Annotated in this window: 21 protein-coding genes; 11 read left to right on the top strand and 10 right to left on the bottom strand. The window is 72.4% G+C overall.

The annotated features are described in order from the left end of the window. The first annotated feature begins 157 nt into the window (after nucleotides 1-157). Genes egtA through egtD form a run of 4 tightly spaced genes read left to right on the top strand, consistent with a single transcriptional unit; the run spans nucleotide 158 to nucleotide 4,645 of the window. On the top strand, nucleotides 158-1,546 hold the full coding sequence (egtA, locus tag EES43_RS27705) for an ergothioneine biosynthesis glutamate--cysteine ligase EgtA (protein WP_124271291.1): 1,389 nt from the start codon (nucleotides 158-160) through the stop codon (nucleotides 1,544-1,546). Beyond that, complete coding sequence (gene egtB / locus EES43_RS27700) at nucleotides 1,543-2,931, top strand: ergothioneine biosynthesis protein EgtB (protein ID WP_124271290.1); 1,389 nt, start codon at nucleotides 1,543-1,545, stop codon at nucleotides 2,929-2,931. The genes egtA and egtB overlap by 4 nt, the downstream gene beginning before the upstream one ends. Continuing rightward, the gene (gene egtC / locus EES43_RS27695) at nucleotides 2,931-3,686 is read left to right on the top strand and encodes an ergothioneine biosynthesis protein EgtC (RefSeq protein WP_124271289.1); all 756 of its coding nucleotides are present in this window, start codon (nucleotides 2,931-2,933) and stop codon (nucleotides 3,684-3,686) included. Before egtB ends, egtC begins: the two co-directional genes overlap by 1 nt. Beyond that, the gene (gene egtD, locus EES43_RS27690) at nucleotides 3,683-4,645 is read left to right on the top strand and encodes an L-histidine N(alpha)-methyltransferase (RefSeq protein WP_124271288.1); all 963 of its coding nucleotides are present in this window, start codon (nucleotides 3,683-3,685) and stop codon (nucleotides 4,643-4,645) included. The genes egtC and egtD overlap by 4 nt, the downstream gene beginning before the upstream one ends. A gap of 99 nt (nucleotides 4,646-4,744) precedes the next feature. Here egtD and EES43_RS27685 read toward each other — a convergent pair whose 3' ends face one another. Further along, on the bottom strand, nucleotides 4,745-5,998 hold the full coding sequence (locus tag EES43_RS27685) for an extracellular solute-binding protein (protein ID WP_124271287.1): 1,254 nt from the start codon (nucleotides 5,996-5,998) through the stop codon (nucleotides 4,745-4,747). Nucleotides 5,999-6,200: 202 nt separating this feature from the next. Here EES43_RS27685 and EES43_RS27680 point away from each other — a divergent pair, with 202 nt between their 5' ends. After that, the gene (locus tag EES43_RS27680) at nucleotides 6,201-6,416 is read left to right on the top strand and encodes a dodecin (protein WP_124271286.1); all 216 of its coding nucleotides are present in this window, start codon (nucleotides 6,201-6,203) and stop codon (nucleotides 6,414-6,416) included. Nucleotides 6,417-6,520: 104 nt separating this feature from the next. Here EES43_RS27680 and EES43_RS27675 read toward each other — a convergent pair whose 3' ends face one another. Next, nucleotides 6,521-7,009, bottom strand: a complete 489-nt coding sequence (locus EES43_RS27675; RefSeq protein WP_124271285.1) for a phosphatase domain-containing protein — start codon at nucleotides 7,007-7,009, stop codon at nucleotides 6,521-6,523. A gap of 115 nt (nucleotides 7,010-7,124) precedes the next feature. On the opposite strand from EES43_RS27675, the gene EES43_RS27670 reads away from it, so the two are divergent. Together EES43_RS27670 and EES43_RS27665 are read left to right on the top strand one after the other, a co-directional pair. Continuing rightward, nucleotides 7,125-8,141, top strand: a complete 1,017-nt coding sequence (locus tag EES43_RS27670; protein ID WP_124271284.1) for an LLM class flavin-dependent oxidoreductase — start codon at nucleotides 7,125-7,127, stop codon at nucleotides 8,139-8,141. Between the two features lie 112 nt (nucleotides 8,142-8,253). After that, nucleotides 8,254-10,752, top strand: a complete 2,499-nt coding sequence (locus EES43_RS27665; RefSeq protein ID WP_124271283.1) for an excinuclease ABC subunit UvrA — start codon at nucleotides 8,254-8,256, stop codon at nucleotides 10,750-10,752. A gap of 88 nt (nucleotides 10,753-10,840) precedes the next feature. Here the strand turns inward: EES43_RS27665 and EES43_RS27660 are convergent, their stop codons facing one another. From EES43_RS27660 to EES43_RS27650, 3 genes are read right to left on the bottom strand one after another with little or no spacing between them, the layout of a single operon-like run. Further along, nucleotides 10,841-11,587 (bottom strand): succinate dehydrogenase/fumarate reductase iron-sulfur subunit, encoded by a 747-nt coding sequence (locus EES43_RS27660; protein ID WP_124271282.1) that lies wholly within the window; start codon nucleotides 11,585-11,587, stop codon nucleotides 10,841-10,843. After that, the gene (locus EES43_RS27655) at nucleotides 11,584-13,533 is read right to left on the bottom strand and encodes a fumarate reductase/succinate dehydrogenase flavoprotein subunit (protein ID WP_124271281.1); all 1,950 of its coding nucleotides are present in this window, start codon (nucleotides 13,531-13,533) and stop codon (nucleotides 11,584-11,586) included. The genes EES43_RS27660 and EES43_RS27655 overlap by 4 nt, the downstream gene beginning before the upstream one ends. A 1-nt stretch (nucleotide 13,534) precedes the next feature. After that, the gene (locus tag EES43_RS27650; RefSeq protein WP_124272182.1) at nucleotides 13,535-14,203 is read right to left on the bottom strand and encodes a succinate dehydrogenase; all 669 of its coding nucleotides are present in this window, start codon (nucleotides 14,201-14,203) and stop codon (nucleotides 13,535-13,537) included. 131 nt (nucleotides 14,204-14,334) lie between these two features. Between EES43_RS27650 and EES43_RS27645 the strand changes: the two genes are divergently transcribed. Further along, entirely contained in the window at nucleotides 14,335-15,252 is a 918-nt protein-coding gene (locus tag EES43_RS27645) for a LysR family transcriptional regulator (RefSeq protein WP_124271280.1), read from the top strand. 3 nt (nucleotides 15,253-15,255) lie between these two features. On the opposite strand, the gene EES43_RS27640 is transcribed toward EES43_RS27645, so the two are convergent. From EES43_RS27640 to EES43_RS31065, 3 genes are all read right to left on the bottom strand, one after another. Next, nucleotides 15,256-17,430, bottom strand: a complete 2,175-nt coding sequence (locus tag EES43_RS27640; protein ID WP_124271279.1) for a putative bifunctional diguanylate cyclase/phosphodiesterase — start codon at nucleotides 17,428-17,430, stop codon at nucleotides 15,256-15,258. Then, nucleotides 17,427-18,245, bottom strand: coding sequence for an SAM-dependent methyltransferase (locus EES43_RS27635; protein WP_124271278.1), 819 nt, complete (start codon nucleotides 18,243-18,245; stop codon nucleotides 17,427-17,429). Before EES43_RS27635 ends, EES43_RS27640 begins: the two co-directional genes overlap by 4 nt. A 468-nt stretch (nucleotides 18,246-18,713) precedes the next feature. Then, nucleotides 18,714-19,031, bottom strand: coding sequence for a hypothetical protein (locus EES43_RS31065; protein ID WP_206430137.1), 318 nt, complete (start codon nucleotides 19,029-19,031; stop codon nucleotides 18,714-18,716). Between the two features lie 114 nt (nucleotides 19,032-19,145). On the opposite strand from EES43_RS31065, the gene EES43_RS27625 reads away from it, so the two are divergent. Together EES43_RS27625 and EES43_RS27620 are read left to right on the top strand one after the other, a co-directional pair. Continuing rightward, nucleotides 19,146-19,910 carry a bestrophin-like domain gene (locus EES43_RS27625; protein WP_124271276.1) on the top strand — a complete coding sequence of 255 codons (765 nt, stop codon included), beginning with the start codon at nucleotides 19,146-19,148 and terminating at the stop codon, nucleotides 19,908-19,910. Between the two features lie 172 nt (nucleotides 19,911-20,082). Continuing rightward, nucleotides 20,083-20,643, top strand: a complete 561-nt coding sequence (locus EES43_RS27620; RefSeq protein WP_124271275.1) for a hypothetical protein — start codon at nucleotides 20,083-20,085, stop codon at nucleotides 20,641-20,643. 92 nt (nucleotides 20,644-20,735) lie between these two features. Here EES43_RS27620 and EES43_RS27615 read toward each other — a convergent pair whose 3' ends face one another. After that, a complete protein-coding gene (locus EES43_RS27615) occupies nucleotides 20,736-21,212 on the bottom strand; it encodes a hypothetical protein (RefSeq protein ID WP_124271274.1) in 477 nt (158 codons plus the stop codon). A gap of 326 nt (nucleotides 21,213-21,538) precedes the next feature. Here EES43_RS27615 and EES43_RS27610 point away from each other — a divergent pair, with 326 nt between their 5' ends. Beyond that, entirely contained in the window at nucleotides 21,539-22,198 is a 660-nt protein-coding gene (locus EES43_RS27610; RefSeq protein WP_124271273.1) for a class F sortase, read from the top strand. 120 nt (nucleotides 22,199-22,318) lie between these two features. On the opposite strand, the gene EES43_RS27605 is transcribed toward EES43_RS27610, so the two are convergent. Beyond that, nucleotides 22,319-23,161, bottom strand: a complete 843-nt coding sequence (locus EES43_RS27605; RefSeq protein WP_124271272.1) for a polysaccharide deacetylase family protein — start codon at nucleotides 23,159-23,161, stop codon at nucleotides 22,319-22,321. Between the last annotated feature and the right edge of the window lie 90 nt (nucleotides 23,162-23,251).

Genomic DNA, 23,251 nt, shown 5'->3' with positions numbered 1-23,251 from the left:
GGGGCGGACCGGTGCTCCCCCCGTGTGGTGCATTTGGCGCATGCTGGTCATGGGACGTGTGTGGCTGCTACGGGATTTCCGGTGTCGCGGGGCACTCTTGTGCGATCTCCGGGTACGGGTTTCGCTGGTAGGTACGCAACTGACAAGGAGGCGTCTCATGTCCGTGGAAGTTCCCGGCGGCTCCGGCACGCGCCCGGAATCCGCGCCCCTCGACGTGGGTGCGGCGGAGGATTTACTGCGCGGCATATGTTTCAAGACGGGACCGCCCCGGATCGTCGGGGTGGAACTCGAATGGCTCATCCAGGACCGGGAGCGTCCAGCGCTCCGGGTGGCCCAGGAGCGGCTGGACGGCGCTGTGGAGTCGCTGCGCGCCCTGCCGCTGAGTGCCGCCCTGACGTTCGAGCCGGGCGGGCAGCTGGAGCTCAGCTCGCAGCCGGCCGGTTCGCTCATGGAGTGCGTCGAGACGACGGCGGCGGATCTGGCCGCCGTGCGCTCGACGCTCGCCCGGTCCGGCCTCGCCCTCGTCGGACTCGGCGTCGATCCGTGGCAGGAGCCGCTGCGCAGGCTGCGCGAACCGCGGTACGAGGCGATGGAGGCGGCGCTCGACCGCTTCGGCCCGTCCGGCCGGGCCATGATGTGCACCTCCGCGTCGGTCCAGGTCTGCCTGGACGCGGGCGAGGAGGAGCCGGGGCCGCTCGGTTTCGCACGGCGCTGGCAACTGGCGCATCTGCTGGGCGCGGTGCTGGTCGCTTCGTTCGCCAACTCGCCGTTCCGGCAGGGCCGGCGGACCGGCTGGCGGTCCACGCGGCAGGCGCTGTGGGCCGATCTCGACCCGGGGCGGACGCTCGCGCCGGGCGGCGGGCGCGCCCCGCGCGACGCCTGGGCCGCCCATGTGCTGGACACGACCGTGATGTGCGTCCGGCGTGACGAGGGGCCGTGGGAGGTGCCGGAGGGGCTCACCTTCCGGGAGTGGATCCGTGGCGGTGCGCCCAGGCCGCCGGTCCGGGCCGATCTCGATTACCACATCACCACGCTGTTCCCGCCGGTCAGGCCGCGCGGGCATCTCGAACTGCGCATGATCGACGCACAGAGCGGCGCGGACGGTTGGCTGGTGCCGCTCGCCGTGGCCACGGCCCTGTTCGACGACCCGGAGGCCGCCGAGACCGTGTACCGCACCGTGAAACCGCTGGCCGAGTCGGCGGGCTCCGCACCGCCGCCGCGCAACGCCCTCTGGACGACGGCGGCCCGCGACGGGCTGTCCGACCCGGAGCTGCGGGCCGCCGCCACCGTCTGCTTCGACACCGCCTCGGCGGCGCTGGAGCGGATGGGCGCGAGCGAGGCCGTACGGTCCGCCGTGGCGGACTTCGCCGACCGGTACGTGGCACGGGGCCGATGTCCGGCGGACGACCTGCCCGAACCGGGCGATCTCACCGATCCGAGCCTGCTGACCGGCCCGGTGGCCGGGGCGGCGCCGGACGGCTCCGCGGACGGCCCGGGGACGGGGCCGACGACTCCGCCGCATTCCGGAAGGGTGACCTCAGCATGACCGACCACCGTGCTCCCTCCGACTCCGCCGCCGTGCCGACGGCCTTCGCCGCCGACGGCTTCCCGGCCGCGCCGGGCGTCGAGGACCACGAGGCGCTGCGCAGCCGGGCGCTCGACGCGCTCCAGGCGGCCCGCGCCCGCACCGCACTGCTCACCGACAGCGTCGACGACGGTGAACTGACAGCCCAGCACTCCCCGTTGATGTCTCCGCTCGTCTGGGACCTGGCCCACATCGGCAACCAGGAGGAGCAGTGGCTGCTGCGCGCCGTCGGCGGCCGGGACGCGATGCGGCCGGAGATCGACGGCCTGTACGACGCGTTCGAGCACCCGCGCGCCGCCCGTCCCTCGCTTCCGCTGCTCGCGCCCGCCGAGGCGCGGGCCTACGCCTCGGAGGTACGGGGCAGGGCGCTCGACCTGCTGGAGGGCGCTCCGCTGCACGGCGGTGGACGTCCGCTGGAGCGGGCCGGGTTCGCCTTCGGGATGATCGCGCAGCACGAACAGCAGCACGACGAGACCATGTTGATCACGCATCAGCTGCGGTCGGGGCCGGCGGTGCTCACCGCGCCCGCCCCGCCGGCGCCCGCGGACGCCGGTGCGCTGCCCGCCGACGTCCTCGTCCCCGGCGGCCCCTTCATGATGGGGACGTCCGCCGAACCCTGGGCCCTGGACAACGAACGGCCCGCGCACCGGCGTGAGGTGGCGGCGTTCCGGCTGGACACCGCGCCCGTCACCTGCGGCGCGTACCAGCGGTTCATCGAGGACGGCGGGTACGCGGACGAGCGCTGGTGGGCGCCCGAGGGCTGGGCCATGGTCCGCGAACACGATCTGTCCGCACCGCTGTTCTGGCGCCGCGACGCCGGGCAGTGGCTGCGCCGCCGTTTCGGCGTCACGGAGCCCGTGCCCGTGGACGAGCCGGTGCTGCACGTCTCCTGGTACGAGGCGGACGCGTACGCGCGCTGGGCGGGTCGGCGGCTGCCCACCGAGAGCGAGTGGGAGAAGGCCGCGCGGCACGATCCCGTCTCCGGGCGGTCGCTGCGCTATCCGTGGGGCGACGAGGATCCGACGCCGGAGCGGGCCAATCTCGGGCAGCGGCACCTGCGCCCGGCGCGGGCCGGAGCGTATGAGGCGGGCCGCGCGCCGTGCGGGGCCGGGCAGTTGATCGGCGACGTGTGGGAGTGGACGTCGAGCGACTTCCTGCCCTACCCCGGCTTCGTGGCGTTCCCGTACCGGGAGTACTCGGAGGTGTTCTTCGGTCCGGGGCACAAGGTGCTGCGCGGCGGCTCGTTCGCGGTGGACCAGGTCGCCTGCCGGGGCACGTTCCGCAACTGGGACCTCCCGGTGCGGCGGCAGATCTTCTCCGGCTTCCGGACCGCGAGGGACGCCTGATGTGCCGTCATATTGCCTACGTGGGCGAACAGGTGGCGATCGGGGAGATAGTGAGCGCGCCGCCGCACGGGCTGGTGCGCCAGTCCTGGGAGCCTCGGCGGCAACGCCACGGCACGGTCAACGCCGACGGCTTCGGCGTCGGCTGGTACGCGGACGGCGACCCGGTTCCGGGACGGTACCGGCGACGGGGTCCCGTCTGGGGCGACGAGACGTTCGCCGATCTCGCCCGTGTGGTGCGCAGCTCCGCGCTGCTGGCCGCCGTGCGGGACGCCACCGAGGCGGGCGCGGACGGGGAGGCCGCGGCAGCCCCGTTCGCCGCCGGACGGCTGCTGTTCAGCCACAACGGGGCCGTGGCGGGCTGGCCCGCGTCGCTCGCGCCACTGGCCGCCGCCCTGCCCGCCGAGGAGTTGCTGTCCCTCGCCGCCCGCAGCGACTCCGCGCTGATCTGGGCGCTGGTACGCCGCCGTATCGCCGAGGGGGACGACGTGCCGACGGCCGTCGCCTCGACGGTGCGGGACGTCGCCGCGGCGGCGCCGGGCTCCCGGCTGAACCTGCTGCTCACCGACGGGGCCGCTATTGTGGCCACCGCCTGGGGCGACTCCCTCTGGTACCTCACGACTCCGGGCCGCTGCACCACCGTGGCCTCGGAGCCGTACGACGACGATCCGCGCTGGCGCGAGGTCCCCGACCGCACCCTGCTGGTCGCGACCTCCGCAGATGTCTTCCCTACCCCGCTCAAGGAGCCCGCCGCGTGAGCCCATTCCTGCTGACCCGCACCCTGCCGCTGGACGCGACGGACGCGGCGCTGCGCACCGACGTCCTCAGCGGTCTGACCCGCAGCCCCAAGACGCTTCCGCCGAAGTGGTTCTACGACGCGCGCGGGAGCGAGCTGTTCGAGGAGATCACCCGGGTCCCCGAGTACTACCCGACCCGGGCCGAGCGGGAGATCCTGGAGGCGCGCGCCGAGGAGATCGCCGCCGCGTCGGGCGCCCGGACCGTCATCGAGCTGGGCTCCGGTTCGTCGGAGAAGACCCGTCATCTGCTGGACGCCCTGCCCGGGTTGCACAGTTACGTGCCGGTGGACGTGAGCGAGAGCGCGCTGACCGGGGCGGCCGAGGCGCTGCTGGCCGAGCGCCCCGAGCTCTCCGTGCACGCCCTGATCGCCGACTTCACCGGCGGGCTGGCACTGCCCGGCACTCCGGGGCCGCGCCTGGTGGCCTTCCTCGGCGGAACGATCGGCAACCTGCTGCCCGAGGAGCGGGCCGCCTTCCTCCAGTCGGTGCGCTCCCTGCTCACGCCTGGCGACACGCTGCTGCTCGGCACCGATCTGGTGAAGGACGAGGAGACGCTGGTCGCGGCGTACGACGACGCGACCGGGGTGACCGCGGAGTTCAACAAGAACGTGCTGAACGTCGTCAACCGCGAGCTGGCGGCCGACTTCCCCCTCGACGCCTTCGACCACGTCGCCGTGTGGGACCCGGAGAACCGGTGGATCGAGATGCGGCTTCGTGCCCGGCGGGCGCTCAGCGTGAAGATCCGGGAGCTGGATCTGGCGGTGCTGTTCGAGGCCGGTGAGGAACTGCGTACGGAGGTCTCGGCGAAGTTCCGCAAGGAGGACGTGCGCGACGAACTGGCCGCCGCCGGGCTGCGGCTGGCTCAGTGGTGGACGGACTCGGCGGGGCGGTTCGCCCTGTCGCTGGCCACGGCGGTCTGACCCCGGCCGCCCGCGCCGCACCGCCCGGCCGCTCCGGTGGCTCCCGGGTGGTGCGGCGGTTCCGGGGCGGTGCGGCGGTTCCGGGGCGGTGCGGCGGCCTCAGCCGCCGGTGAGCAGCACCGTGATCCGCTCCGAGGCCGCCCTCGCCTCCCGGGCCGGGTCGCCGCCCTGGAGGACCGCCGTCATGTACGGCTTGATCGGGTTCTCCGCCTCGACCCGGGCCCACTGCGGCGAGTTGGGGGTGGCACGGCCGCGGGTGGCGCCCGCCGCCTGCGCGGCGGCGCCCTCCTCGCCCCCGATGACGCGGGCGAGGGCGGGCTTGTTGGGGACGTAGCTCATCGTGGTGGCGAGCTCCTTCTGCCACGTCTCGCCGGCCAGTGCCTTGACGACGTCGATGCCGGCGCTGCGCTGGTCGGCGTTCTTCGGCACGATGAGGTCGGAGCCGCCGGTGAAGACCGAGCCCGGCTCCTTGGAGGTTTTCCCGGGAATGGGGAAGTAGCCCAGCTTGCCCTTGAGTTCGGGGTTCTTCTGCTCGATGAGGGCGGCGGCTCCGGGTACGGAGATGATCTGGGCGACGTCTCCGCGGGCGAACACGTCGGTCTGCGGAGGCTGCTCCTCGTCCGCGTCCTGGGGGCCGTCGCCGAGCGCCTGGAGTTCCTTGTAGAAGTCCATGCCCGCGAGCGCCTGGGGGCTGTCCAGCGCTCCCCGCCACTCGCCGCCGCTTCCCTCGGCGAGCTCCCCGCCTTCGTCCCAGATGAATCCGGCGAGTACGTACCAGTTCTGACCGGCGAGGTAAATGCCTTGGTTGCCCTGCGTGTTGAGCTTCTCGCCGGCGGCTGTCCACTCGGCTCGCGTCTTCGGCACGGAGTCGATGCCGGCCTGCTCGAAGAGGTCCTTGTTGTAGATCACCACACGGTTGGCCGCGTACCACGGGATGCCGAACTGGACTCCGTTGATGCTGCCGGGCTGCGCCAGGCCGGGCAGCCAGTCCTCGCTGCCGAGGTCCCGCATCGATTCGAGCGTGAGGTCGCGCAGACCTCCGCTCTCCGCGTACTGCGCGACCTGCGTGTTGCCGACCTCGATGACGTCCGGTGCGTCGTCGCCCTCCAGCGCCGCGATCACCTTGGGTCCGATGCCGCTCCACTCCTGGATCTCGAAGTCCAGCTCGATCGAGGGGTTGTCCTTCTCGTACGAGGCGGTGAACCTCTCCAGGAAGCCGGGCGAGACGCTGTCCTTCATCAGCCAGACGGTGACCGTGCGGTCGCCGCCGCCCGAGTCCGAGAAGTAGCCGCATCCGCCGAGCGCGACGGACGAGACGAGCGCGACGGCTCCGGCGAGTACGCGGTTCTTCACTTGGTCACCTTCTGCGGAACAGCACGACGAGATCAAAACCCGGTGTGGGGGATTGCGGGCGGTGCTCGCACGGGCGTTTGGCCGAATTTTGGTATGGACCATTGCGTAGGTCAAGGCGCGGGCTCCTCCTCATTCGCCCGACTCGCCCCCTCGCGCCGCACTGCGGATTGAGGCAACCTGACCACAGGAGAGGAGACATAAGATGTCCAATCACACCTATCGGGTCACCGAGATCGTAGGAACCTCCGAAGAAGGAGTGGACGCCGCGATCCGCAACGGCGTGGCAAGAGCGGCGGAAACGTTGCACAATCTCGACTGGTTCGAGATCGTGCAGGTGCGCGGCCACATCGAAGACGGCCGAATCGCGCACTTCCAGGTCGGGATGAAAGTGGGCTTCCGGCTCGACGGGAACGACTGACGCGCCGCGCGTCGGACATCACCGGAGGATCGGGGCTTCCGCCGGGGCCTCCTCGCTCAGAGGCGGGCCTCCTCGCCCGGCGGCGGCCGGATGCGCTCCCGCCGTCAGGTGCGCCCTTCGCGCTCCTGCGCGTCCTTGAGCGCCGCCGACGTGTCGGCCCAGCGGGCCCGTACCACCGCGAACCCCGCCGCTTCCGCGTCGTCGCAGACCAGCTCGTCGTCGTCGACGAGCATCCGCACCTCCTGCGACCGCCCCATCCGGCGCAACACGTCCAGCTTCATCCGCCGCGCCGGCCTGCGGTCGTCGTCGCGGCGCATCAACAGCTCGCCCGCGGGAAGCCCCTGCCGGCTCAGCCAGTCGACGGTGTCCCGACGGCAGCGCTCGGGCCGCCCGGTCAGGTACACGATCCGGCACGCCTCGGCGCTGTCGAGCACCATGCGCACACCCTCCGCCAGCGGCGGATCGTCCACGGCGGCGGCGAAGAAACCCCGCCAGTCGCGCTTCGCGCCCTCCAGGAAGTGCTGACGGTGGGCGGTGTCGGCGAGCGTGCCGTCCAGGTCGAATACGGCCGACGGCCGTGCGTCCTTGTCCACTCCCCCAGCTTAGGGCTGTCCCGCGATCCGGAAGCCCGGCCGCCGTCCGCGCGGACCGGGATCCCCGCATACCCGCCCGCGGGAATTGCGCCGGGCCGCGGGCGTTGAAGGGGAGGTGAGCTCTGTGATCGCCGCGACCCGGTTCTCGTTCCTCGACCGTTCCCGTACCCGCGAGGGACAGGACGGTCCCCAGGCGCTGCGCGACACCGTGCGGCTGGCCCAGGAGGTCGAAGCCCTCGGATACCACCGCTTCTGGGTCTCCGAGCACCACAGCGTGCCGGGGGTCGCCGGATCGGCGCCGACCGTCCTGGCCGCCGCCGTGGCGGGCGCGACCTCCACCATCCGGGTGGGCACCGGCGGGGTGATGCTGCCCAATCACCAGCCGCTCGTCGTCGCCGAGCAGTTCGGGGTGCTCGCCTCCCTCTTCCCCGGCCGGGTCGACATGGGCCTCGGCCGCTCGGTGGGATTCACCGACGGCATCCGCAGGGCCCTGGGCCACGACAAGCGGGACGCCGAGGACTTCCCCGGACGGCTCGCCGAGCTGCTGGGCTGGATCGACGGCACACAGCAGACGTATCCGCAGGTGCACGCCCGCCCGGCGGAGGGCCTGCGCATACCCGCCTACGTCCTCGCGATCGGCGACGGCGCGGCGGTCGCGGCGGCGGCCGGGCTCCCGCTCGTCATCGGCGACCTGCGCGGCCGGGACAAGGTGCTGCGCGCCATCGAGGTCTACCGCAGGGACTTCCGCCCCTCGGCACGCGCCGAGCGGCCCGAGGTGATCGTCTCGGGCACCGTCGCCGTCGCCGGGACGCGGCAGGAGGCGCGCCGGCTGCTGGTTCCCGAGGCGTGGGCCATGGCGTACTCGCGTACACACGGCGTCTTCCCTCCGCTGGCCCCGGCCGAGCGCGTCGAGTCGCTCACGATGACGGCCCGGGAGCGGGAGTTGTACGAGCAGGGGCTGACCGGGCACATCCGGGGCACGGAGGAGCAGGTGGCCGGGCAACTGGAGACGGCGCTGAAGGAGACCGGGGCGGACGAGGTGCTGGTCACGACCAGCACGTACGACCGCGCGGGCCTGCTGGACTCGCTGCGGCGGCTCGCCCGCCTCGCACACCTCCCGCCGGCGCGGTAGAAGCCCGCCCACCGGTGCGGTGGAAGCCCGCCGACTCCGCGCCCGCCTGCGCAGACGCCTAGAATCGGACTGTTCGTCCCTTCCGACCCCCGCCCGTACGGAGCCGAGCACCATGCACTCCCCCCACGATCCGTACGTCCGGGTGCGCGGCGCGCGTGAGCACAACCTCCGGGACGTGCACGTCGACATTCCGCGCGACACCCTCACCGTCTTCACCGGCGTCTCCGGCTCGGGGAAGTCCTCGCTGGCGTTCGGCACGATCTACGCCGAGGCGCAGCGGCGCTACTTCGAGTCGGTCGCCCCGTACGCGCGCCGGCTCATCCACCAGGTCGGGGCGCCGGCCGTCGGGGAGATCACCGGGCTGCCGCCCGCGGTGTCGCTGGAGCAGCGGCGGTCGGCGCCGGGCGAGCGGTCGTCGGTGGGCACGGTGACCACCCTCTCCAACTCGCTGCGGATGCTGTTCTCCCGGGCGGGCCGGTATCCGGCGGGCGCGGAGCGGCTGGACTCCGACGCGTTCTCGCCGAACACGGCGGCCGGAGCCTGCCCCGAGTGCCACGGCCTGGGGCGGATCCACCGGACGGACGAGGCACTGCTCGTCCCGGACCCGTCACTGTCGATCCGCGAGGGGGCGATCGCGGCGTGGCCCGGCGCGTGGCAGGGCAAGAACCTGCGCGACGTGCTGGACGCGCTGGGCCACGACGTCGACCGGCCATGGCGCGAGCTGGACCCGAAGGACCGGGAGTGGATCCTGTTCACCGACGAGCAGCCGGTGGTGACGGTGCATCCGGTGCGGGACGCGGGCCGGATCCAACGCCCGTACCAAGGTACGTACATGAGTGCGCGGCGCTACGTGATGCACACCTTCGCCGACAGCAGGAGCCGCACCCTGCGGGCCAAGGCCGAGCGCTTCCTCCGCGGCGAGCCGTGCCCGGTCTGCGGCGGCAGCCGGTTGCGGCCGGAGGCGATGGCCGTCACCTTCGCCGGGCGGAGCATCGCGGAGCTGGCCGGGTTGCCGCTGTCCGCGCTGGCCGAGGTGCTGGCCGGGGCGGTGAGCGGCGGGAGCCCGGACGATCGGGGTGCGTCCGACGATCAGGGTGCGGCCGACGATCCGGGTGCGGCCGGTGGGAGCGCGGCCGGCGGTGCGCGGACGGCCCAGGTGCTGACGGGCGATCTGCTGGCCCGCATCGCCACGGTGACGGAACTGGGGCTCGGCTATCTGAGCCTGGACCGGACGGCTCCGACGCTCTCCGCCGGGGAGTTGCAGCGGCTGCGGCTCGCCACCCAGCTGCGGTCGGGGCTCTTCGGCGTCGTCTACGTGCTGGACGAGCCGTCCGCCGGGCTGCATCCGGCGGACACCGAGTCCCTGCTCTCCGTGCTCGGGAGGCTGAAGGAGGCCGGGAACTCGGTCTTCGTGGTGGAGCACGAGATGGACGTGGTGCGGCGGGCGGACTGGCTGGTGGACGTGGGCCCGCTGGCCGGCGAGCACGGCGGGCGGGTGCTGCACAGCGGGCCGCCCGCGGGACTGGCGAAGGTGACGGAGTCCGCGACGCGCCGGTTCCTGTTCGCCGAGGATCCGCAGCCCCCGCGCGAGCCGCGCACGCCGACGGGGTGGCTGCGGCTGGCCGGTGTGGAGCGGCACAACGTGCGCGGCGTCGACGCGGCCTTCCCGCTCGGCGTGTTCACGGCGGTGACCGGGGTCTCGGGGTCGGGGAAGTCGACCCTGGTCGGACAGGTGCTCGCGGGCGTCCTGGCGGACCGGCGAACCGACGGGGACGGCGCGGCGGGCGACCGGTTCTGCGCCTCGGCCACCGGGCTCGACGCGGTGGACCGGCTCGTGCAGGTCGACCAGAAGCCGATCGGCCGGACGCCCCGCTCCAACCTGGCCACGTACACCGGGCTGTTCGACGTCGTACGGAAGCTGTTCGCGCAGACGGACACCGCGCGCGAGCGGGGCTACACCGCCGGGCGGTTCTCGTTCAACGTGGCGGGCGGCCGGTGCGAGACGTGCCAGGGCGAGGGGTTCGTCTCGGTGGAGCTGCTGTTCCTGCCCAGCACGTACGCGCCCTGTCCCGACTGCCGCGGCGCGCGCTACAACCCGCCGACGCTGGAGGTCGCGCTGCGCGGGCTCACCGTCGCCCAGGTGCTGGACCTGACGGTGGAGTCGGCGGCGGACTTCTTCGCCGGCACGCCCGCCGCCGCCCGCGCCCTGCGCACCCTGCTGGAGGTGGGCCTCGGCTACCTGCGGCTGGGTCAGCCCGCCACGGAGCTGTCCGGCGGCGAGGCGCAGCGCATCAAGCTGGCGGCCGAGCTCCAGCGCACCCGCCGCGGGCACACCGTCTACCTGCTGGACGAGCCGACGACGGGGCTGCATCCGGCCGATGTGGAGGTGCTGATGCGGCAGTTGCACGGGCTGGTCGACGCGGGGAACACCGTGGTGGTCGTGGAGCACGACATGGCCGTCGTGGCGGGCGCGGACCACGTCCTCGACCTGGGTCCGGGCGGAGGTGCGGAGGGCGGCCGGATCGTGGCGGCGGGCTCTGCGGCGGAGGTCGCCGCCGCGGCGGGCAGCCGTACGGCCCCGTATCTGGCGAAGGCGCTGCGGCGGGGCTGAGCGAGGACGGCCGGGCCCCGGGGCGGTCGGCCCCGGGGCCCGGCGCCCGGTCGTGGCCCCGGGCCCGGCGCCCGGTCGTGGCCCCGGATCAGCGGCGGACCTTGCGGACGGCCCGCAGCCACTCCTTGTTCATGGCCGCGATCGAGGGCAGCGGAATGCCCTTGGGGCAGGCGGTGGCGCACTCGCCGGTCAGGGTGCAGCCGCCGAAGCCCTCCTCGTCCATCCGCGCCACCATGTCGAGCACCCGCGTCTCGCGTTCGGGGGCGCCCTGCGGCAGCACGTTGAGGTGGTTGACCTTCGCCGAGGTGAAGAGCATCGCCGAGCCGTTGGGGCAGGCCGCGACGCAGGCTCCGCAGCCGATGCACTCGGCGTGCTCGAAGGCGGAGTCGGCGTCCGGCTTCGGCACCGGGGTGGCGTGGGCGTCGGGGGCGGTGCCGGTGGCCGCGGAGATGTAACCGCCGGACTGGATGATCCGGTCGAAGGAGGACCGGTCCACGACCAGGTCCTTGACGACCGGGAAGGCGGCTGCCCGCCAGGGCTCGATGTCGATCGTGTCGCCGTCGGCGAAGGATCGCATGTGGAGCTGGCAGGTGGTGGTGCGTTCGGGGCCGTGGGCGTCGCCGTTGATGACGAGGCTGCACGCGCCGCAGATGCCCTCGCGGCAGTCGTGGTCGAAGGCGACGGGTTCGTCGCCGGCGAGGATGAGTTCCTCGTTGAGGGTGTCGAGCATTTCCAGGAACGACATGTCGGCGGAGATGCCGTCGACTTCGTAGGTGGCCATCGCGCCGGGCGACTCGGCGTCGCGCTGGCGCCAGACGCGCAGGGTGAGCTTCATGCGTAGCTCCGCTGGGTGGGGTGGACGTACTCGAAGACGAGGTCTTCCTTGTGCAGGACGGGGGCGTCGCCGGTGGCGGTGAACTCCCAGGCGGCGGCGTAGGAGAAGTCGTCGTCGCGCCGCCGGGCCTCGCCGTCGGGGGTCTGGGACTCCTCGCGGAAGTGGCCCCCGCACGATTCGGCGCGGTGCAGGGCGTCCAGGCACATCAGCTCGGCGAGCTCCAGGTAGTCGACGACGCGGTTGGCCTTCTCCAGCGACTGGTTGAACTGCTCTCCGGTGCCCGGCACCTTGACGCGCCGCCAGAACTCCTCGCGGATCTTCGGGATCCGGGCCAGCGCCGTGCGCAGGCCTTCCTCCGTGCGGGCCATCCCGCAGTACTCCCACATGAGTTCACCGATCTCGCGGTGGAAGGAGTCGGGGGTGCGGTCGCCGTCGATGGACAGCAGCAGGTTGAGGCGGTCCTCGGTCTCCGCGACGGCCTCGGCGACGGCGGGGTGTCCGGCGTCGACGTCCTCGGTGCGCGGGGTGCGGGCGAGGTAGTCGTTGACCGTGGCGGGCAGGACGAAGTAGCCGTCGGCGAGGCCCTGCATCAGAGCGGAGGCGCCGAGCCGGTTGGCCCCGTGGTCGGAGAAGTTGGCCTCGCCGATCGCGAAGAGGCCGGGCACGGTGGTCTGGAGGTCGTAGTCGACCCAGAGCCCGCCCATCGTGTAGTGCACGGCCGGGTAGATCCGCATCGGGACGGTGTAGGGATCCTCGTCGGTGATCCGCTGGTACATGTCGAAGAGGTTGCCGTACTTCGCCTCGACGGCCTTGCGGCCCATCCGCCCGACGGCCTCGGCGAAGTCCAGGTAGACGCCCTGGCCGCCGGGTCCGACGCCGCGTCCTTCGTCGCAGACGTTCTTGGCGGCGCGGGAGGCGATGTCGCGGGGCACCAGGTTGCCGAAGGCCGGGTAGACGCGCTCCAGGTAGTAGTCGCGCTCGTCCTCGGGGATCCGGTCGGCGGGGCGGTCGTCGCCCTTGGCCTTCGGGACCCAGATGCGGCCGTCGTTGCGCAGCGACTCGCTCATCAGGGTGAGCTTGGACTGGTGCTCGCCGGTGCGCGGGATGCAGGTGGGGTGGATCTGGGTGAAGCAGGGGTTGGCGAAGTACGCGCCGCGCCGGTGCGCCCGCCAGACGGCGGTGGCGTTGGAGTTCATGGCGTTCGTCGACAGGTAGAAGACGTTGCCGTACCCGCCGGTCGCCAGGACGACCGCGTCGGCGAGGTACGTCTCGATCCTCCCGGTGACGAGGTCGCGGGCGACGATGCCGCGCGCCCTGCCGTCCACCACGATCAGGTCCAGCATCTCGGTGCGGGCGTGGAGTTCGACGTTGCCCGCGGCGATCTGCCGGGACAGCGCCTGGTACGCGCCGAGGAGGAGCTGCTGTCCGGTCTGGCCGCGCGCGTAGAAGGTGCGCGAGACCTGGACGCCGCCGAACGAGCGGTTGTCGAGGAGGCCGCCGTACTCCCGGGCGAAGGGGACGCCCTGGGCGACGCACTGGTCGATGATCTCGACGGAGATCTGGGCGAGCCGGTGGACGTTGGACTCCCGGGCGCGGAAGTCGCCGCCCTTGACGGTGTCGTAGAACAGCCGGTGGACGGAGTCGCCGTCGTTGCGGTAGTTCTTCGCGGCGTTGATCCCGCCCTGCGCGGCGACCGAGTGGGCCCGGCGCGGTGAGTCCTGGAAGCAGAACTGGACGACGCGGTAACCCTGTTCGGCGAGCGTGGCGCCGGCCGAGCCGCCCGCGAGGCCGGTGCCGACGACGATCACGGTGTGCTTGCGGCGGTTGGCCGGGTTGACGAGTCCGGCCTCGAAGCGGCGGGTGTCCCAGCGTTCGGCCACCGGGCCCCCGGGGGCCTTGCCGTCGACGAGCGGGACACCTGTCGGGTACTGGGTGTAGTTGCTCATGTCAGCGCACCAATCCGGTCATGACGGCGACGGGCACGGAGACGAAACCGGCCGTCAGGACGAGGGCGAGGAGGCCGGCGAGCGTCTTCAGGACGCGCTCGCGGGTCGCGTTGCCGACTCCGAGGGTCTGCGCCGCGCTCCAGAAGCCGTGCCGGACGTGCAGGCCCAAGGCGAGCACGGCGGTGATGTAGATGACGTTGCCGTACCAGGTCGAGAAGGTGTCGACGACGTTCTGGTAAGGGTGTCCGGGCCGGAATCCGGTGTGCACGGTGCCGGTGGTCAGGTCGAGGATGTGCCAGACGAGGAAGAGCGCGAGGATGACGCCGCCCCAGCGCATGGTCCGGGTGGCGTAACTGGCGCGGGCCCTGCGGTGCACGTAGCCGGCCGGGCGAGCCCTGATGTCGCGGCGGCTGAGCTGGTATGCCGAGACGCCGTGCAGCACGACGGCGGCGACGAGCGCCACGCGGACGATCCACAGCGCCCACTCCTCGTGCAGGACGGGAGCGCCCATGGTGCGCAGCCAGTGCGCGTAACCGTCGAACTCGCCGGGTCCGAAGAAGATCTTCAGGTTGCCCGCCATGTGGGCGACGAGGTAGCCGAGCATGATCAGGCCGGTCACGGCCATGATCGCCTTCTTGCCGACGGTCGAGTCCCAGAGCGTACGCGTCATCGACGGCCGTCGGTCCGTACGCGTTGCCAGTGCCATGGACAAGACGGTAGGGCTCGGGAGGCGATCGGTCCAAGACATGGTCCGGCTCATCTCCATAGGCTCTGCCTATGGAGCGAGGCTATCGTCGTGCCATGCACTTCCAGCAGCTCGCCTACTTCGTCGCGGTGGCCGAGGCCCGGCACTTCACCCGGGCCGCCGAGGCCGTCCACGTCTCGCAGCCCTCGCTCTCCCAGCAGATCCGGGCGCTGGAGGCGGAGCTGGGCGCGGAGCTGTTCAGCCGGGCGCGGGGCAACATCGCGCTGACCGACGCGGGCGAGGCGCTGCTGCCGCTGGCCCGGCGGATCCTCGCCGACGCGGACACCGCCCGGCACGAGGTGCAGGAGCTGGTGCGGCTGCGGCGCGGGCGGGTCAGGCTCGGGGCGACGCCGAGCCTGTGCACGGGCCTGCTGCCCGACGTGCTGCGCGCCTTCCACGACCGGCATCCGCAGATCCGGCTGCTGCTGGAGGAGGGCGGCTCCCACGACCTGGTGCGCCAGCTGGCCCGCGGGGCGCTCGACCTGGCCCTGGTGGTGCTCCCGCTGCCCGCCGCCTCTCCGGCGCTGACCACCGTGGAGCTTCTGCGCGAGGACCTGGTGGTGGTCTCCTCTCCGGCGGGGCCCGCGCCGGGGCGGGGCGGCCGGGTGCGGATCGCGGATCTGCGCGGAGCGCCGATGGTGATGTTCCGGCACGGCTACAACCTCCGCGAGCTGACCCTGGCCGCCTGCCGGGCCGAGGGTTTCGAGCCCTCGTTCACGGTGGAGGGCGGCGAGATGGACGCGGTCCTCGGCTTCGTACGGGCGGGGCTCGGGATCGCGGTGGTGCCGAGCATGGCCGCGAACCGGGCGGGCCAGGACCTGCGCCGGACGCCGCTGGCCGGGTCGGGGCTGCGGCGCACGATCGCCCTCGCGCACCGCAGCGACGTGGCCCCGCCCCGGGCCGCCCGCGAGCTCCAGCGGATGCTGCTGGAGAGCGGCCCGGACGGGGGGCCGCCGCGGGCCGGCGGCCGGTAGCGTTCAGACCGCGTCGGCCATCAGCAGGGAGTGGATGCGGTCGGGGGCGCCGGGGCGTGCGTAGTACCAGCCCTGCGCGGTGTCGCAGCCGAGCCTGCGCAGTTGCTCCGCCTGGGCCCCGGTCTCCACGCCCTCGACGGTCACGGCCAGCTCCAGGCTGTGGGCCAGGGACACGATCCCCTCGACGATCTTCAGGTCGACCGGGTCGGCCGGGTGCCGCTGCATGCCCCGGGTGAAGGAGCGGTCCAGCTTGAGCACGCTGACCGGCAGCCGGCGCAGGTTCGCCAGGTTCGAGTAGCCCGTGCCGAAGTCGTCGAGCGCGATGTCGACGCCCATCTCGGCGAGCTGCCGCAGCGGCTTGAGGAGGTCGTCGTCGGCGCCGATCAGAGCGGACTCGGTGACCTCCAGGCAGAGCGCGCCCGGTTCGAGGCCGGAACGTTCCAGCACATCGACCGTCTCGGCGACCAGCCGGGGATGGTGGAGCTGGGTCGGCGAGAGGTTGACGTTGATCCTCAACGGGCCGCCGTCACTGTGGCGTTCCTGCCAGAAGTTGGCCTGCCGAACCGATTCCTCAAGCACCCAGCGGCCGAGCGGAACGATCAGCCCGGTGTGTTCGGCGAGCGGGATGAACCGGTCGGGGCCGAGCACTCCGTGCTGCGGGTGGCACCAGCGCACCAGCGCCTCCGCACCGTGCACGGACCCGTCGCCGAGGTGCACGAGCGGCTGGTACTCGATGAAGAACTCGCCCCGGTCCAGCGCCGTGGGCAGGGCCGTGGTCAGCCCGTGCCGGGTGATGGCGCGGGCGTCCGCCTCGGCGTCGGCGAGTTCGAAGCGGTTGCCGCCCGCCGCCTTGGCCCGGTACATGGTGATGTCGGCGCTGCGCAGCACCTCGGCGGCGCTGCGCTCGCCGGCGGCCCCCTCGACGACGCCGATCGAGCCGCGGACGGTGAGCTCGCGGCCGTCGAGCCGGACGGGCGTGGAGAGCACGTTGAGGATGCGGCAGGCGAGTTCGTCGACCGCGTCGGTGGTGTCGGGCCCGGTGGTCAGCGCCACGAACTCGTCCCCGCCGAGCCGGGCCACCATCTCGCCGGGGGCGGTGGCGCAGCTCTGCAGCCGGTCGGCGACCTCGACCAGGAGCCGGTCCCCGGCGGCGTGGCCGAGGCTGTCGTTGACGGCCTTGAAGCCGTCGAGGTCGAGGTAGCAGAGCCCGAACCGGCCGCCGCCCCTGACGCCGAGCGCCTTCTCCAGGCGCTCGAAGAACAGGGTCCGGTTGGGCAGTCCGGTGAGCGCGTCGTGGGTGGCCTCGTAGCGCAGCCGGAGGTTGAGCAGGCGGCGCTCGGTGGTGTCCTCCATCAGGGCCAGCTGGTACTGCGGGTTGCCCTCGGCGTCGCGCAGCAGGGAGACGGTGAGGTTGGTCCACAGGACGGTGCCGTCGTTGCGGTAGTACGCCTTCTCGACCCGGTAGTGGTCGCGTTCGCCCCGTACCAGTTCGTTGTAGTACTTCCACACCTGCGGCGAGTCCTCGGGGTGGACCCACTCGTTGAGCTTGTGGCTGCGGACGTGGTGCTCCAGTCCGCCGAACATCCGGGTGAGGGTGTCGTTGATCTCCAGGACGTTGCCGTCGAGGTCGGCGATGCCGATGCCGATCGCCGCGTCCGCGAAGACCGCGCGGAAGCGGGCCTCCGTGGCGTGCAGGGCCTCCTCGGCCTGCGAACGGGCGGTGAGCGCCGAGCGGGCGATGGCCTCCTGCTCGCTGAGCGTGCGCTCACGCAGGGCCTGGGAGAAGCCGGCGGCGAGTGTGTGCTGGATGCGCGCGCAGCGGGCCCGGCCGTCCTCGGTGGACAGTTCGCCGGGCCCGTTGCCGCCGCAGTACAGGACGAGGTAGGAGTCGACGACGCCGAGCGTGGAGCTGAGGGCGTCCGGGTCGGTGCAGTGCGCGGCGACGAGTGCCTGGCCGACGCTCTGGGCGGGCGAGGCGTCGAACGGGTGGGCGTGCAGAATGCCGTTCAACTCCCGTGCCAGGGGCAGCAGATGCTGTTCGAACTCCGGGCGGGTCAGCGAGGTGGCCGTGAGGGGGAAGATGGCCCGGCTCCAGATCGTGGCGAATCGCCGGAGCCGGCCTTCCGGGCCGTCCGGTTCCGCGTCCCGCTCACCGGACGCCTGGGCGGGAATACTCACGCCTTACGCCCGACCCCTGCGAAGCCCGAGAAGGCGTACGGGTCTTCCTGCTCCGGCGCGAGCGGGTTGTCGGGCCGCCAGTCGGGCATCGACACCAGACCGGGCTCGACCATGTCGAAGCCGTCGAAGAACGCGCCGATCTCCTCGCGGGAGCGCATGACCAGCGGGTTGCGGATGGCCCGGTAGACGCCGACGGCGCCGCCCGCCCTCTCCTGCGAGGTCGGAATGCCCTCGTACGAGGCGTGGGTCAGGATGACCAGGCTGCCGGGGGCCAGGGCGTCACGCAGTCGGGCGACCGCGCCGCGCGGGTCGTCGGCGTCCTCGATGAAGTGCAGCACGGCGACGAGCAGCACGGCCACCGGCCGGTCGAAGTCCAACAGGGCCGTGATGTCCGGGCTCTCCAGGATCTCCTCGGGGCGGCGCAGGTCGGCGGCGGCGATGACGGTGCGGTCGTCGCCCTCCAGGACGGCGCGGCTGTGCGCGACGGCGACCGGATCGTGGTCGACGTACGCCACGCGGGCCTCCGGGTCGGCTGCCTGGGCGACTTCGTGGACGTTGCCGAAGGTCGGTATGCCGGAACCGATGTCGAGAAACTGGCTGATTCCGGTGCCGACGGCGTGGCGTACGGCGCGGCGCATAAAGGCCCGGTTGGCCTGCATGATCTTGGGAAGGCCCGGCAGGAACTCCATGGCCTTGCGCGCGGCTTCCCGGTCCACCTCGAAATTGTGCGATCCGCCCAGATAGAAGTCGTACATGCGGGACACGCTCGGCACCGAAATGTCAGTGCCTTGCGGTGCCCAGGCGGGACGCTCCATCGATGTCTCCAACAAGTCGCCACGGCGATCCGGCCATGTTCATGGTCAGTGTTGACCAGAGGCTACTGACCGGCCGCCAAGAGAGCGAGTGGAAACGGAAATTAGCGATCCGTTATTGGTCACACTCAGGCGGTCCCGTGGAAGATCCCGTCGCTGCGCGTGCCCGTGCCGCGACGGACCGGCGCTCCACTCCCTCTTTTCCTCTCTGCCCGGGGCGACTTGGGGCCGAGGAAGGACCGACCGGGCGGCGGCGATCCGTAAACACGAACGGCGCATAGTCCCACCATCAGGCGAATCATTCGCGAGTACCGTGCGCCGGCCGACTGCGGCGATCATGCTCCGGGGCGTGTACGGATCACACATCGGGCGGCTCACGACAGCCGCCGCACTCATCTGGCTGATAGCCGTACCGCTGCCCGCCTCCGCCGACAGCTGCGCGGTGGCCATCATCGGGCAGAGCGACGGCAGTTACTCGGTCTCCACGGCGGGCGACGGGAACTGCGCGGCGGTCTCCGCACCGGAACCGCCGCCACCGCCGAAACCACCACCGCCTCCACCACCGCCTCCTCCGCCGCCCGTCGAGCCGGCGCCGGCACCCGAGCCTCCACCGCCACCGCCGTCGCCGTCGCCGTCGCCTCCTCCGGCGCGGCCCGCGCCGGAGCCTCCACCGCCGCCGAAACCCGCGTCGAAGCCCGCGCCGAAGCTGTCACCGACGGCCTCGGTGCGGCCGAAGCCGCCGGAGCCCCGGCCCGTCGCGCTGCCGACGTACCGCAAACCGGCGCGCAAGCAACCGCGGAGCGGACCGTCACTGGTCTCCCTGACCCTGCTGATCACCGCCCCCGCGGTCTTCGCCGTCGCCGTGCTGCGGCCCCGATCGTCCCGCTGACCGAGGAGAGAACCATGTCCGAATGGCTCGTCCTGAGCATTGCCATGGCGTCGGCCTGCGCGGTCGTGCTCACCATCGCCGTCGTGAAGAACCGGCGCGTCGCCGACGACGACGACCCGTCCGAGACGCCCGACGTCATCGAGTACATGACGATGATGATCGGCGTGGTGTACGCGATTGTGCTGGGCCTGGCCATCGCCGGGGTCTGGGAGGGCCGCAGCGCCGCACAGGAGTCCGTACGGCTGGAGGCCCAGGCGCTCCACGAGGTGCGGGCCCGCTCGTCCGTCTATCCCGCCGAGGTCCGCGACCGCATCCGCGCCGATGTGGACGCCTACGTCAGCCATGTCGTCCACGACGAGTGGCGGGCCATGTCGGAGAACGGCGGGCTCACCGAGCGCGGCACGCGGCTGCTGGAGCGGGTACGGGCCGACGTGACCGACTACCGGCCGAGGACCGACCACGAGGGGCAGGCCTACCAGCCGCTGGTCGACCAGGTGGCAGCCGCCGACGACGCACGCAGTTCACGGGGACAGAGCGCGGGGGCGACGATGCCCGGGGTGGTCTGGTTCGGTCTGATCATCGGGGCGCTGGTGACGGTCGGGCTGATCTTCACCCTCCAGATCCGCAGAACCTTCCGGGAACTGCTGCTGGCGGGACTCTTCAGCGCGCTGATCGCGTTCCTGCTCTTCCTGATCTGGGACTTCGACGCGCCCTTCGGCCGAGGCATCTCGGCCACCGCCGCGCCCTTCCTCGACCTGTTCCCGCGGGCCACCCGCTGATCCTCCGCTCCCCCGGCCGCTGAGCCGGCCGGGGGACCTCACTGACCCATTCGCCGGACCCCGATCGCGGGCCGCGCGCACCGCTTCTAGCGTGTCGCGCATCGAGGTGCATTTTTCCTGCTATGTGGAAATTCATTCCGCAGCTGCCCCTCGGGGAACCGGAGGATCCACCATGCGCGCGATACGTGTCGCCCCCCTGGCCCTGTTCGGAGCCGGCGCCCTCGCCCTGCTGGCGCCGTCGGCCGCCCACGCCGCTCCGGACGGGGCGGCCAGCACGTTCAACCCGACCGTCGCCCCCTCGGTCATCGCACCGGGCGGCCGGGTGACCCTCGGCAGCGGCGGATGCGCGGGCGAGACGACCGTCACCTCGACCGTCTTCGACCAGGTCGTCATCCCCAGCGGCAGCGCCACGGCCACCGCCACCGTCGACACGTCGGCCCGCCGGGGGGCGAGCTACGCGGTGATGTTCACCTGCGGCTCCACGGGCTCCAGCCGGAGCGTCACCCTGACCATCACCAGCGGGGCCACGAGCACCCCGACCGGCGCGCCCGCGACGGCGCCGACCGTCAGCTCCACCGCCATCGCGCCGACGGGCGCGGCCCAGGGCGGTCTGGGCGGGAGCGTCGGCACCATGAACACCGTCGAACTCGCGAGCGGCGGCGCCCTGGTGGTCGCCGCGACCTTCGGAACCGTCTACTTCGTACGGCGTCGCAGCGCCGGCCGCCGGCACTGACCGCCGCAGATGAGGCGCACGGCAGTCGCCCCGGGTCCTGGTCCAGGACTCGGGGCGACGGGCGTATCGGGCCGGGCAGGAGGTTCGACGCCTCAGAACGCCGCATGGCTCGTCCGCCGGCGACGCACGAGGAACACCGCGCCGCCGACCGCCGCCGCCGCGACGAGTCCGCCGCCGACCTGCATCTCCACGGAGCTGGGCCCCATGGAACCGCCGAGTCCGCCCGAGGCGCCACGGCCGCGCAGCACCTCGAACCTGGCCGTCTGCGTCCGGCCGTCGCACTCGACGGCGAGGTTGTAGTGCCCCGGGGTGACCCGGTCGTGGATACGGACGTCGGCGAAGCTCGTACGGTCGCTCGGCGGCAGGCGGGTCTCCGAGAACGCGTTGGACGTGATCCGGCCGCCATGGCCGCAGCCGCGAGCGCTGATCTGCAGGTTGCCGCCACGGTGGACCCGTTCCGGCTCCACCCTGACGTCTCTCGGGCCGAACGTGGCGGCGGCCATGGGCGCGCTGAGCCCGACCGCCGCGAAAGCGGTCACGGTGACCGCGAGAGCGCGTGTAGCACGCATCGTGTGAACCTCCATCGGGAAGCGCGCCCCGGAGTCCTGTCCTCCGGGTTGGATCGACGGCGACGCGTCCCATGACGAACACTCACCAGTTCGTCGGACGATCGCACTTCGGCGCTGCTCCACCCCGGTGACCCGACACGCCGCGCGAAGCCGGCCGTGCCTGACGGAGTCCCAGGTCACAGAGCGTCAGAATTTTTATCGGCCCATTACTCCGAAGTGCGGCGACGGGACCGGTCCGCTCCGCCCCGCCACCCGTTCGCCTCTCCCTGATCGCCGACCCGCCGACCCGCGCCTAACGTTCACCTCGTCGCGACGAAGGGAGAACCATGGGCCGGGACCACTACGGCGCCGAGCGGACCAGACGCGTGCCCTGGGGTGCGGTCGCCCTGGTGCTGCTCACCGGCCTCGCCCTCATGCGCAACGGCACGGAGTTCACGGAGGGGCCGCCGCAGCCCGCGGCAGCCGCCTCGCTGGACCTGGGGCCGGAGGTCATGGGCTCGCCGGTGGACGACGGCGGGGTCCAGCCGCTCCCGTACGCCCCGGCCTCGCGTGTGAGCATCCCGTCCATCGACGTGGACGCTCCCGTCATCGACGTGAACCTGGACCCGGACGGACTGATCGAGGCTCCCCCGCCGGAGGACCCCAACCTCGCGGGCTGGTACCAGAACGGCATCGCCCCGGGCCAGTTGGGCACGGCCGTGGTGGTCGGCCATGTCGACAACAACTCCGGGCCCGCCGTGTTCTTCGGCCTCGGCTCGCTCCAGAAGGGCCACCTCGTCGAGGTCACCCGCTACGACGGCCGCGTCGCAATCTTCGAGGTGTACGGCGTGGAGGTCTTCTCCAAGGACGACTTTCCCGGGGTCCGCGTCTACGGGGACACGGGCAGCGCCGAACTGCGCGTGATCACGTGCGGCGGCGGCTACACGAAGTCCGGCGGCTACGACGGGAACGTGGTCGTCTTCGCCCGGATGGTCGAGACCCGCTGACGGGCGGTCTCCGACGCGCGCCAAAGACGCCCGGCGGAGACCGCCCGGCGAGACGCCCGGCGGGCGGCGCGCCCCGGCGGACGACGCCGGGGCCGGTCCGCCGAGGTCGGGGGACGGCTCTCAGGTCACGCCCCAGGGCACCGTGATGCGGTAGCCGTCCTCCAGCAGCCTCGGCAGGTAGCGGCCGAGGGCCACGACGCTCTGCCTGCGGTCGCCGCCCGAGTCGTGCGAGAGGACCACCACGCCCGGCCCCGCGCCCTCCAGCACCCGGCGCACGATCGTGTCGGTTCCCGGCGTGGTCCAGTCGAGCGTGTCCACGGTCCAGGCCATCGGCTCCATGCCCAGTTCGGCGCCGATCTCGAACGAGTTGCGGTTCCACGCGCCGTACGGGGCGCGGTACCAGAGCGGCGGCATGCCGAGCGTCGACTCGATGGCGTCGCTGGTCCGGCCCAGTTCGTCGCGGATCCCGGCGCGGGAGAGGCCGGGGATCAGCGGGTGCGACCAGGAGTGGTTGCCCACGACGTGGCCGTCGTCCGCCATCGCGCGCAGCAGGTCGGGGTGGGCCTCGACCATCTCGCCGCAGACGAAGAACATCGCGCGGACCCGGTGCTTGCGCAGCGTGGCGAGGATGCCCGGGGTGTGGAGCGGGTCGGGGCCGTCGTCGAAGGTGAGCACCATCGCGTGTCCGAGGTCGGGCAGTTCCTCGAACGGACGGGTCCGCACCGGAGGTTGGGCCGGCCGGTACCGGGGCGGCGTGTTGGCGGTCATGGGTTCCAGCCGGTAGGCCGATGGTCTGCCCCGTAGGTTGGCCGGCGGGGCCCCGGCGGCGGGAGAGGTCTCCACGGGGCGGGTGGGGGTGGCGGCCGGATCGGCGACGACCACGTGCACGGCGGTGGCGGCACCGAGGCCCAGGGCGATCCTCAGCGCGGTACGGCGGTCGGGTCCGGTGTGATTATTCTTCATGGCCAACTGCTCGCACGGCCCGGCGTCCGCCTCGGGCCACGACACCGACCCATGTCCGTTTTGTACCCGATCACCACGGCAGGTTCACCG

This window comes from Streptomyces sp. ADI96-02 (genome assembly GCF_003846185.1).
Lineage (GTDB): Bacteria > Actinomycetota > Actinomycetes > Streptomycetales > Streptomycetaceae > Streptomyces.
The sequence above is the reverse complement of the archived record's forward strand: the minus strand, read 5'-3'. Positions and strand labels throughout refer to the sequence as shown.

Excerpts from the sequence above, each read along its gene's own strand:
- EES43_RS27680 (WP_124271286.1), top strand. The coding sequence starts at position 6,201 with ATGTCCAATCACACCTATCGGGTCACCGAGATCGTAGGAACCTCCGAA.
- EES43_RS27620 (WP_124271275.1), top strand. The coding sequence starts at position 20,083 with ATGCGCGCGATACGTGTCGCCCCCCTGGCCCTGTTCGGAGCCGGCGCC.
- EES43_RS27645 (WP_124271280.1), top strand. The coding sequence starts at position 14,335 with ATGCACTTCCAGCAGCTCGCCTACTTCGTCGCGGTGGCCGAGGCCCGG.
- EES43_RS27605 (WP_124271272.1), bottom strand. The coding sequence starts at position 23,161 with ATGAAGAATAATCACACCGGACCCGACCGCCGTACCGCGCTGAGGATC.
- EES43_RS27660 (WP_124271282.1), bottom strand. The coding sequence starts at position 11,587 with ATGAAGCTCACCCTGCGCGTCTGGCGCCAGCGCGACGCCGAGTCGCCC.
- EES43_RS27635 (WP_124271278.1), bottom strand. The coding sequence starts at position 18,245 with ATGGAGCGTCCCGCCTGGGCACCGCAAGGCACTGACATTTCGGTGCCG.
- egtB (WP_124271290.1), top strand. The coding sequence starts at position 1,543 with ATGACCGACCACCGTGCTCCCTCCGACTCCGCCGCCGTGCCGACGGCC.
- EES43_RS27665 (WP_124271283.1), top strand. The coding sequence starts at position 8,254 with ATGCACTCCCCCCACGATCCGTACGTCCGGGTGCGCGGCGCGCGTGAG.
- egtA (WP_124271291.1), top strand. The coding sequence starts at position 158 with ATGTCCGTGGAAGTTCCCGGCGGCTCCGGCACGCGCCCGGAATCCGCG.
- egtC (WP_124271289.1), top strand. The coding sequence starts at position 2,931 with ATGTGCCGTCATATTGCCTACGTGGGCGAACAGGTGGCGATCGGGGAG.
- EES43_RS27615 (WP_124271274.1), bottom strand. The coding sequence starts at position 21,212 with ATGCGTGCTACACGCGCTCTCGCGGTCACCGTGACCGCTTTCGCGGCG.
- EES43_RS27625 (WP_124271276.1), top strand. The coding sequence starts at position 19,146 with ATGTCCGAATGGCTCGTCCTGAGCATTGCCATGGCGTCGGCCTGCGCG.
- EES43_RS27610 (WP_124271273.1), top strand. The coding sequence starts at position 21,539 with ATGGGCCGGGACCACTACGGCGCCGAGCGGACCAGACGCGTGCCCTGG.
- EES43_RS27655 (WP_124271281.1), bottom strand. The coding sequence starts at position 13,533 with ATGAGCAACTACACCCAGTACCCGACAGGTGTCCCGCTCGTCGACGGC.
- EES43_RS27650 (WP_124272182.1), bottom strand. The coding sequence starts at position 14,203 with ATGACGCGTACGCTCTGGGACTCGACCGTCGGCAAGAAGGCGATCATG.